At 46.3% G+C, this 2,859-nt stretch carries 3 protein-coding genes; 2 read left to right on the top strand and 1 reads right to left on the bottom strand.

The features are described from left to right. Positions 1-1,329 (bottom strand): beta-barrel assembly-enhancing protease (locus tag QTO00_RS17690; protein WP_331425949.1); only part of this gene is annotated, 1,329 nt, incomplete at its 3' end. Between the two features lie 246 nt (positions 1,330-1,575). Between QTO00_RS17690 and QTO00_RS17685 the strand changes: the two genes are divergently transcribed. Continuing rightward, positions 1,576-1,818: a sulfurtransferase TusA family protein gene (locus tag QTO00_RS17685; protein WP_331425948.1), complete on the top strand. Its 243-nt coding sequence runs from the start codon at positions 1,576-1,578 to the stop codon at positions 1,816-1,818. Next, positions 1,819-2,859: AI-2E family transporter (locus QTO00_RS17680; protein ID WP_331425947.1), on the top strand; the 1,041-nt coding region annotated here is incomplete at its 3' end. It lies immediately after the preceding gene.

Raw genomic sequence — 2,859 nt, 5'->3', positions numbered from 1 at the left:
GTTCCAATTGGCTTTTAGGGCCAGAATCTCTGCACGAGCTGCTAGATCTTCATCACTGATGCCAAGGTGAATATTGGCTTCTGACAGCAGGTGCCAGCCATTGACATCTTTTGGGTTATCATGGGTATAGCGTTGTAAGACGCGAATTGCCTGTTCGTTTTTGTTCTGCTCCATCAACACGTTAGCATAGTTGATGGTCAAAACTGCGTTGTTTGGCGCTTCTTTTAGCGCGCGACTGAGCATCGCTTCGGCTTTGTCGGCTTGCTTCATTGCCAGATAGGTATCAGCCATTGCATCCAAGTAAAAGCGGTTATCTGGGTTGAATTTATGTAGTTCTAGCAGTATGGCGCTAGCCTCTTCGGCTCTTTTTGTGTCTAAATAGATTAAGGCTTTTCCGTACTGGAACGAGGCTCTAATGCTTTCAGATGCGCGTTTTTCGTTACGTTCCATCCAGTCTAACGCCGCTTTGCCGTCTATACCTGCGTGACGCGCCACAATGCGTGCTCTCGCTAGGTGATAATCCAGTGATGGATCGATACGTCGCGCAGGATAGCTTTGAGCTCGAGCACGACTATCAGTAATACGGTCTTCAGGTAGTGGGTGAGTTAACAGCATCGGTGGCGGTTTACTCGCGTAGCGGAACTCATCGGCCAATCGACCGAAAAAGCGTGGCATAGCATTGACATCAAATCCTGCTTTGGCCATGGTGCTGATACCAAATCGGTCAGCTTCTTTTTCGTTGCTACGGGTGTAGTTGATTTGGCCTTGCATGCTCCCTGCTGTTGTTGCTGTCATTGCTGCAATACCTGCTTGTGGCGAGGCGATGGCAAGCAGCAGCGATCCTGCTAGAGCAGCCAAGGTTGCCGGGGAGCGTCGCGCTTGCTCTTCCATACTCCGAGCTAAGTGGCGCTGAGTCACGTGGGCAATTTCGTGGGCAACGACTGAAGCGAGTTCACTTTCGCTTTGGGCATGCAGGAATAGACCCGAATGTAGCGCTACGTATCCGCCAAAAAAGGCAAAGGCGTTAATGTTGCGGTCGCGAATCATGAAGAACGTGAATGGCGTTTTTACATCGGTTGAGCTGGCAACTAGGCGATGACCCAGACTATCAATATACTCGTTAAGAACGGGATCGTTCACAATCGGTGAACTAGCTCGGAGCATACGCATGTATGCGTCTCCGTATCGAAGTTCTTGTGCGATGGTTAAAGTGCCACTCGCTGCTGTACCTATATCGGGAAGATCTAGGCTATTTGCATGCGTGGTGGTAGGGGTACTTAAAGCAGTCGCTATACAAAGGCAAACGAGTGAACGCGTGTGTTTAAGCATATTTAGCAGATGGAACTCCATTGATGTATTGATCCTTGCTGAGTGTATATTAGCAAGTTAGGTATACGGTTGGACACTATATCGCAGCGATGGTTTCCAATTTGTTAACTCACTCAGTTAAGAAGGTAACAAACTCTCAGTTAGAGTACGAACAGAACTCTTGGACATACCACTATTATTTGCACTGACGCCTACAAAAAAACACTATACAATACTTATCCGTAATAATATGCATCGAGCTAAAAAATGGAATCAAGAATCTTGGACTTGCGTCAGGAACGCTGTCCTATGGCATTGTTGCTTGCGAAACGGCATGTAAAAGGTTTGTCCGTTGACGAGCATGCCATCATTCTAGTTTCCGAATCCAGTTCGTTTGCTGATATTGCCCAATATCTTCGCCAGAACTGCTATGAATTAGTCTGTGAAGAGAAAGATGGTTATCATCGTATGCGAGTCTGTCGAATAATAAAACCACAGGAACTATGTTGAATGTTTGAAATGGTAAGTCGTTGGTATAAGCGACGTTTCTCTGATCCACACGCTGTCAGTCTTGTTGCGATTCTTCTGTTCGGCTTCATTACCATCTATTTCTTTGGCAATTTAATCGCGCCTCTGCTTGTCGCGATTGTCCTTGCTTACTTACTTGAGTGGCCCGTGGTTCAGCTATGCCGAATAGGACTGCCAAGAACGTTAGCAGTGATATTCGTTATTTTGAGCTTTATTAGCCTGATGCTTGTCGCTATTTTTGGTTTGATCCCGACCATCTGGGAGCAAGTCGGCAACTTAGTGAATGACATTCCTTCTATGTATGGCGGTCTACAAGGCTACATTGCCGAGTTGCCACATCGTTACCCTGAGTTAGAGAATTTTCAGATTGTAGAGTCACTGGTTTCCAATGCTAAAAACCAAGTAATAGTGATGGGGGAAACTGTAGTAAAAGGTTCTCTTGCTTCATTAGTCAGCTTGGCGACTCTTGGTGTTTATTTAATTCTTGTCCCACTACTGGTTTTCTTCTTACTTAAAGATAAAGATGAGATGATGGACATGACTCGTGGTGTGTTGCCGCGCAATCGCCGTTTGGCAACCAAAGTATGGGTCGAGATGAACGAACAAATCTCTAATTACATTCGTGGTAAGGTGATGGAGATATTGATTGTTGGTGGTGTGAGTTATGTGACCTTCGCTATTTTGGATCTCCGCTACTCGGTACTGCTCGCGGTTGCGGTTGGTTTTTCGGTACTGATCCCTTATATCGGTGCAGCAGCAGTGACAATACCCGTCGCTATCGTTGGCCTTTTTCAGTGGGGGTTGACTCCACAATTCTATTGGCTTCTTATCGCCTACGGCATTATTCAAGCGCTTGATGGCAATGTTTTAGTCCCAGTTTTGTTCTCCGAAGCTGTTAACTTACACCCAGTCGCTATCATCGTGGCTGTGTTGGTATTTGGTGGTTTATGGGGATTCTGGGGGGTGTTTTTCGCTATACCGTTGGCAACGTTAGTTAAGGCGGTTTGGCATGCCTTGCCTAGC

This window comes from Vibrio sp. M260118 (assembly GCF_036533755.1).
Taxonomy (GTDB): Bacteria; Pseudomonadota; Gammaproteobacteria; order Enterobacterales; family Vibrionaceae; genus Vibrio.
The sequence above is the reverse complement of the archived record's forward strand: the minus strand, read 5'-3'. Positions and strand labels throughout refer to the sequence as shown.

What these genes read in the sequence shown, in the direction of transcription:
- QTO00_RS17685 (WP_331425948.1), top strand. Translation starts at nt 1,576, where the DNA reads ATGGAATCAAGAATCTTGGACTTGCGTCAGGAACGCTGTCCTATGGCA.